Source organism: Pullulanibacillus pueri (genome assembly GCF_014639255.1).
GTDB lineage: Bacteria > Bacillota > Bacilli > Bacillales > Sporolactobacillaceae > Pullulanibacillus > Pullulanibacillus pueri.
On record NZ_BMFV01000067.1, the window covers coordinates 1 to 7,540 of the forward strand.

5 protein-coding genes and 1 other annotated feature are annotated in these 7,540 nt (G+C 42.2%); of the genes, 1 reads left to right on the plus strand and 4 read right to left on the minus strand.

Annotated features, from left to right (window positions below; all coding sequences use genetic code 11):
- Positions 1–398: 398 nt before the first annotated feature.
- Both IEV91_RS21315 and IEV91_RS21320 read right to left on the minus strand, forming a co-directional pair.
- Complete coding sequence (locus IEV91_RS21315) at positions 399–1,700, minus strand: bifunctional folylpolyglutamate synthase/dihydrofolate synthase (protein WP_188499439.1); 1,302 nt, start codon at positions 1,698–1,700, stop codon at positions 399–401.
- Positions 1,701–1,796: 96 nt separating this feature from the next.
- Entirely contained in the window at positions 1,797–4,436 is a 2,640-nt protein-coding gene (locus tag IEV91_RS21320; RefSeq protein ID WP_188499440.1) for a valine--tRNA ligase, read from the minus strand.
- Positions 4,437–4,487: 51 nt separating this feature from the next.
- Positions 4,488–4,717: a binding site (T-box leader), on the minus strand.
- A gap of 158 nt (positions 4,718–4,875) precedes the next feature.
- Between IEV91_RS21320 and IEV91_RS21325 the strand changes: the two genes are divergently transcribed.
- Positions 4,876–5,076, plus strand: a complete 201-nt coding sequence (locus tag IEV91_RS21325) for a YszA family small membrane protein (protein WP_188499441.1) — start codon at positions 4,876–4,878, stop codon at positions 5,074–5,076.
- Positions 5,077–5,080: 4 nt separating this feature from the next.
- Here IEV91_RS21325 and IEV91_RS21330 read toward each other — a convergent pair whose 3' ends face one another.
- Both IEV91_RS21330 and spoVID read right to left on the minus strand, forming a co-directional pair.
- Positions 5,081–6,085 carry a YutH/CotS family kinase-like spore coat protein gene (locus tag IEV91_RS21330; RefSeq protein ID WP_188499442.1) on the minus strand — a complete coding sequence of 335 codons (1,005 nt, stop codon included), beginning with the start codon at positions 6,083–6,085 and terminating at the stop codon, positions 5,081–5,083.
- 59 nt (positions 6,086–6,144) lie between these two features.
- Positions 6,145–7,260 carry a stage VI sporulation protein D gene (spoVID, locus tag IEV91_RS21335; protein ID WP_188499443.1) on the minus strand — a complete coding sequence of 372 codons (1,116 nt, stop codon included), beginning with the start codon at positions 7,258–7,260 and terminating at the stop codon, positions 6,145–6,147.
- Positions 7,261–7,540: the final 280 nt, after the last annotated feature.

Below are 7,540 nucleotides of genomic sequence, written 5' to 3' on the forward strand. Positions count from 1 at the left end.
AATAATTTAGGTTTAAAAAGTGGAGGGTATCCTCAAAAGCCGTTAGGCTTTTGGGACACCCTCTTTCTTTTCTTTATTCTTAGCGTGAGGCGAATGGCTCCGTCAAAATCCTTCGCTTACCGCGGATAACAGCCTCAGCTCACTTTGGATGGACTTTCGAATGCCCAAAGGCTTAGACCACAAACCCCTTGTTCTTGCGTCTTCTACTAAACAGACTTCGTTGCCAGCTTTCTCGGAACAACTCTTAGTTTATTCGTGAGGCGTCGCAAGTCCTGTTCCCGCCGGGCTAAGGACATAAGGAAAGCGACTAAAGCATAAGCTTCGTAAAAAAATCATGGTGTTAAGACTTTTTGAGTCTCCACTTGCTGACGACGGTCTCTGTTTTCAAAAATGTCATTTTAGTTTTTACTAAGATAAAACGCCCTCACCTGAGTGACAAAGTAAAGAGATCCAGTGATGAGCAATAACCTCTTCCCTTTTATCTCTTTTTGTAAAGAAGTCAACGCGCTTTCCCAAGAATCTATCACTTCTCCTTGTATTTCATCCGGTATAAAGGGAAGTACATCCTGTGGGGCCATGGCACGTTCATTCTCAAATCCAGTCACAACGATCCGTTTAGAAATACGACCTAATGTTTTTAATATAGCCACATTATCCTTATCCTTTAGTGTCGCAAACAATGTGATCACTTCATGTTCTGGGTAGTGAGCTTGGATAGTCTGAACAAGCGCCTCCATGCCTTCAAGATTATGGGCACCATCGAGGATGGTCAGTGGCGCATCCGATAGTTTCTCAAATCGCCCCGCCCAAAACGCTTTTTCTAACCCTGACTTCATTTCATCCTCTTTAATATCAAATGCATAAAACATCTGCAAATATTCTGCTGCCATAATGGCTAAAGAAGCATTGACGACTTGATGGTGACCAGACATTGCCAGCTTTATTTTTTGATAATGGTGATGGGGCGTACGGATACTAAAACTTTCTCCTAATGTTACAGGTGAATCACTCTCTGATTTAAAGGTATGTCCATAGTGATAAACTTTCGCCTGGCATTGCCTTGCAACAGTGGCGATGACCTCAAAAGCTTCACCCTCTGCTGCTGTCACAAGTGGAACCCCTTGCTTGATAATCCCCGCTTTTTCATAAGCAATTTCTTTTAAGGTGTTGCCCAATTGCTTCATATGATCGTGCCCAATATTTGTAATAATGGTCAATAAGGGGTGGACAACATTCGTTGAATCGTAGCGACCCCCGAGCCCGACTTCAAATAAGACCAGATCACAAGGATGAACCTTAGCAAAATATACAATAGCCATAATGGTAATGACTTCAAATTCAGTAGGAGCACCGAATTCTGTTTGCTCTAAAGCTTCAACAAAAGGTTTAACTATTTCCGCTGTCTTAATCAACTCATCGTCAGCAATGGGTTTGCCGCTCGAGACAATGCGATCATTAAAAGTGCGCAAAGCAGGTGAGGTAAACATACCGACATCATAGCCTGCCTCTGTCAAAATACTATTGATATAGGAAACAGTAGACCCTTTCCCATTGGTCCCTCCCACATGGATGACTCTTAACCGCCGTTCAGGATGGTCGAGCTGTTCTAGTAACCATTCCATTCTTTCCAACCCGAGTTTTAATCCAAAGGGTAACCATTTTTTTGTCCATGCTTCGACTTCATTAAGTGTTTGAAACATTTCTTCACCTTCATTTTTCTCTCTAATCTTTTCGACTCTATCATGCCAAAAGGAGTAACAGCGTGCAAGCTATTACTCCTAGAGGGACTTACTTTTTTATGATTGAAGCTCTTTAATACGTTCTTTGACCACTCTTCGTTTCTCAAGATAATCCTTTTCTTTATCCTTTTCGGCTTGAACAACGGCCTCAGGTGCTTTATCAACAAAGCCCTTATTGCTGAGCTTCTTCTGTACTCTCTCGACTTCGCTTTCCCATTTTTTCAGTTCCGCACGGAGTCTTTCAAGCTCTTCTTCAATATTAATGAGCCCAGCAAGTGGGAAATATAACTCTGCTCCCGTTACAATAGTCGCAATCGACTGTTCAGGGGCAGTCGCGTGGACATCAATAGTCAAAGTCTCAGGATTACAGAAGCGTTCAAGAACGTCTAAATTCGCCTCTAAAATCGCTTGTTCTTTTGCTGTTTGCGGCTTAATAATGAGTTCAATTTTTTTGCTTGGAGCCACATCTTTTTCAGCACGAAGATTACGGACATTCTTAATGATACTTTGCAGCAGAGTCATCTCACGTTCAGCTTCTTGATCCGTCCACTTTGCATCGGCAACAGGCCATGTCGCTAACATAATGGTCTCACCTTCATGAGGGAGATACTGCCAAATTTCCTCTGTAACAAACGGCATAAGCGGATGGAGCAAACGCAAGGTTTGATCAAGGACATAGACGAGAATCGATTTGGTTGTCTTTTTCGCTTGTTCATTCTCGCCATAAAGCGCAAGTTTCGCCATTTCGATATACCAGTCACAGAAGTCATCCCAGATAAAGCCATACAGCTTACGGCCAGCTTCTCCAAAATCATATTCATCAAAATGCTTTGTCACTGCTTTGATGGTCGTATTGAGGCGGGAAAGAATCCAGCGATCGGCAACCGTCTTCTCACCCGTTAAATCAATATCACTTACCGTAAAGCCATCAAGATTCATAAGCAAGAATCGCGAAGCATTCCAAATCTTATTCGCAAAATTCCAGTTGGCTTCTACCTTTTCCCATTGGAAGCGCAGATCTTGACCTGCTGAAGTCCCTGTAGATAATGTATAGCGCAGCGCATCCGCACCATATTTTTCGATCACATCCATAGGATCAATACCGTTACCAAGAGATTTACTCATCTTCACCCCATCAGCATCACGAACAAGACCATGAAGTAAAACATCCTTAAATGGCTTTTGCCCCGTAAATTCAACAGACTGGAAGATCATCCGGGCCACCCAGAAAAAGATAATATCATAACCTGTGATCAAAACATTTGTGGGGAAGAAATGTTTAAAGTCTTCATTTTCAGTATCTGGCCACCCTAAAGTAGAAAACGGCCAAAGCGCTGAGCTGAACCATGTATCTAAAACATCCTCGTCCTGTTCCCAGTTTTCACTATCTTCTGGAGCTTCTTTTCCTACAAAGATCTCACCCGTTTCTTTGTGATACCAAGCAGGAATCCGATGGCCCCACCACAATTGTCTAGAGATACACCAATCACGGATATTTTCCATCCAATTTAAATACGTAGTTTCTAGACGCTCAGGAACAAAATTAACTTTATCTTCTCCCTTTTGTAGCTGAACAACCGCATCAGCCAAAGGCTGCATTTTTACAAACCATTGTGTAGATAGATAAGGCTCAACAACAGCGCCTGAGCGTTCAGAATGCCCCACGGAGTGGAAATGGTCTTCAATGTCGACCAGCACGCCTTCTGCTTTCATATCCTCTACAATTTGCTTGCGGCAATCAAAGCGATCAAGGCCTTGATATTTCCCCGCATTCTCATTCATCGTCCCGGATTCATCCATTACTAAGATGCGTTCAAGATGATGGCGATTTCCCATCTCGAAGTCATTGGGATCATGAGCTGGTGTAATTTTAACGGCGCCAGAACCAAACTCTTGATCAACATACTCATCAGCAACAATCGGGATTTCCCGACCAACAATCGGTAGAATCGCCTTTTTACCAATTAAGTGCTTATACCGCTCGTCTTCAGGGTGAACCGCTATCCCTGTATCTCCGAGCATGGTTTCTGGCCGTGTAGTTGCAATTTCGATAGACCCTGAACCGTCTGCCAATGGATAGCGCAGATGATAAAGGTGGCCTTGAATATCTTTATAAATAACCTCAATATCCGATAAGGCTGTTTTCGTTGCCGGATCCCAATTGATAATATATTCGCCACGATAGATGAGCCCTTTTTCGTATAATTTAACAAAAACCTCACGTACAGCATCAGAGAGACCCTCATCTAAAGTAAACCGTTCGCGGGAATAATCAACGGATATCCCGAGTTTTGACCACTGCTTACGGATAAATTCAGCATACTCTTCTTTCCAATCCCAAGCGACATCAAGAAACTTTTCCCGTCCTAATTCATAGCGATTCGTTCCTTGTTCTCTCAGCTTGGCATCGACTTTAGCCTGGGTCGCAATCCCGGCATGGTCCATACCTGGTAAATACAAGGCATCATAGCCTTGCATGCGCTTAAAGCGAATCAATAGATCTTGCATTGTGACATCCCACGCGTGCCCAAGATGGAGTTTTCCAGTAACATTTGGTGGCGGGATCACAATAGTGAAGGGGGTTTTTTCTGGATTTCTTTCCGCTTTAAAATAACCATTTTTCTTCCAAGTCTCATACCACTTGCTTTCTGAAGCACTTGGATCATACTTTTTGGGTAGATTGTGTTGTTCTGACATTCTACACCCTCCCTAATAAAAATTACGCAAATAAAAAAAGCCTTCTTCGTCAAAAAGGACGAAAAACGCTCCGCGGTACCACCTTTATTTGCACATTAACTGTGCACTCTTAAGCAGGATAACGGACTGTCCGGCCTCCTCTAGTTAGAAGCGTATTGCCTCTGTTCAAGTGAAGCAGCTAAGTGGGCGACCTTCTGTGCTCTTTTCCAAGGAAGCCTTTCAGCCGGTGAGCCTCCCTCTCTAATAGATCCAAACACATACTCTTCCCTTTACGCTGATATCATCATTTACAATTCAAAATGTTAATACCCATATTTTACAGATAGCCATACCTATTCGTCAAGCCTAATTTTCTCTAGTTTACCCCTCCGTTCAACGTCTTATACGTGCACACCCCTGATATTGCTCACATAAACTACATTGAGGAGGAGACTAGGCTATGTTTAATCGAAAGTGGAGGTTTAACCAGTATAATTGGCCACCATGGGTTCGCCGATTAAGAGATGGTTTGGAGATTATCATTTTACCTTTAGCGATTTTCCAAATGATTCGGACGATCTTTTTTCCGACAACCTTCGATGTCCTTGTTTTTGTCGGTTTGGGATTCCTTTATGTGCTCTTTTTAAAACGATGGCTTTAAAAGATTACTCTTCTTCTCCTGCTTCCTCATCGTTTCTTGTCTCTAGGGCCTTAATCAAATCATATCTTGTTGGCTGATAGAGATGAAAGGCTTCAAAAGCTTCAATGAACTTGAGCTCTTGCCCTCGTTTAGGATAACGCTCATATCTCATAATTAAACGATAGACCGAGGAAGGGAAATGGAGAAATGCAATCAATAAATCTTTTTCATTCTCTCGAAGTTCAAAGATCTGTTCATATAAATCAAGCTCGTGTATCAACGGACCTTGAATCTCCGTTGGTGATTCAAAAAGGGCTGCAAGATCTAGGCAAGGCGAGTCCATTGTCGCATCCTCTATGCTTATAAACATCCCACCATAAGGATCACAAATAAAATGCTCAATGGAGGGTCTTCCATGACAAAGCACTCGCCTATGCATGGAGACTTCTTTTGCCGTCTCTTTCCATTTTTCTAACGCCCTTATGGCCGTTTCCGTTTCTTGTACTAACGAATGATAATAAGCGAGGACCAATTGTTCAAAGGGAGACGGATATGTAGTATGTTCTGCCCGCTCAATAAAGGCGGTCAACCACTCTTCATGAGCACGCCATCGCTGTGTAATCACATCTGCCGCTTGATCAATTTTCTGCGGTGCCTCCATAGGTTCAAGTTCCACTGTAGAATCATGCAGGCGTGCTAAATGTTCTAATAATAGTTTTCGCTTTTCTTGATCTGAAAAAGGAATACCCTCCACCCATGGAGTAACATAGTAAAAAGCATCCCCTTCTTTTATTATAGATTCAGAAGTTTGCGCTGTTAATATCGGATATACTCTTGTTGCTGCCCCTAAGAACCTATGTTTCATCCGGTTCATGCGTTCAACTCTTGCTTGAGATGTCAATCTTTTTAATGCAAAGATACCTTCTTCGCAATAGATTTTATACACATGACCATAGCGTTCATATGATTTAGGGTGTAATTGGTAATGAAAAAGGACGCGTTTCACTGCGTCCGGTAAATGGTTTTCCACGTCGTTTCACCCGCCCATGCGAGATTGTGTCTTCTACGATGAATGAAGCTTCAAAAGATCTAACGTTTATTCACAGGGATATAAAGGATTTGCCCTTCCTCCAGTTGATCAGAGTCAAGATGATTGCGTCTGAGCAAACTGGTCACAGGAACTTGATAGCGTTCCGATATTCCCTCTAAGGAATCACCTGTTTGCACAATACACATTCTGACTTTGGAAAACTGATCCTCTTCATTCGTTAACATTTTTGTTAAGTAAAGAGCATTTTCATTTCTTTTCTTCTTTTGAACATTTGTATCTGGTTGTTCTTGTTCCTCGAGGTTATCCTCAACTTCTTCTTCATCAAAGAATGATTCTGTATCTTCGCGTATACTTTCCTCATTGGAATCTTGACTACTGTCCTCCTCAAAGGTCTCATGAGCTCGGTATAGCGGCACTAGTTCTTCTTCCTCTTCAATTTCGTTGACTTCTACATCAAAACTGGACGCTTCACTTTCAAACTCCTGTTCTTCCTCCCTCTCATCAAAAGGAAGCGAAATAAATCCGTCTTCTTCATCCTCACGGGGGGTTAACTCGACCTCTGGTTCAACACTCTGTTCCTGTGCGGTTTCCTCTTCAGGCTCTCGATAGGACTCAAAAGCTAACGCCTCTGTAGGATCAAAGGCATTTTCATTTTCCAATTCACTTTCATCAATGATTTGTCTTTGGTTCGCTTCACTATACTTTGCCTGCGGCACATCAGGATCAACTAAACCGGTGATGAGCACATCGGCCTCCAATTGAATGCAGCCAACTTCGGGTAATTCATAATCAAACGATTCAACACTTACATATAAATCATCGATATCCTCCACCCGATTCGCTGGAATCGTAATATCCACAGGAAACCTATGCTCAATATAGATTGTGCCATCATCCGTTTCTCTCAGTTCATCAACCACTCTGAAATCAGGTCGATCAACATGAGACTGATCAAGCGCTGTATCTCCAGAGTTTTCTACAGAGGTATACTCCCCACTGAGTCTAAGCGCCCCCTTGATTGAAACATAATGAGGATTTTCTTCTATTGTGATGTCCGGTTCCAATGCCATGGACAATACATCTTCTGCCTCTTGACCGTCTCTAAGCCATACAGATTCGTTAATTGAAAATTGGAGATTAGAAGACTGGGACATGCTATTCACCCTTTCCACGGTTATCATTACAGATGTATGCAACTCGTCTGCTATATATGATAAAAACCTTTTAGAGTGAGTAGAAACTTATAGAAAAGATTAAGAAGAGCACCTTATGAAAAGACTTAGGACATCTATTCACAATAGATATGATTATGATAAGAGTTCAAAACAAAAATGATGAGACTTGGCAAAACATAAAAAACATAATTGCTATAAATTGCGACGTAACGTGTAGGTGGATTTCCGCTCCAGGTCGCTCGCTTTCCATGGGCACGGC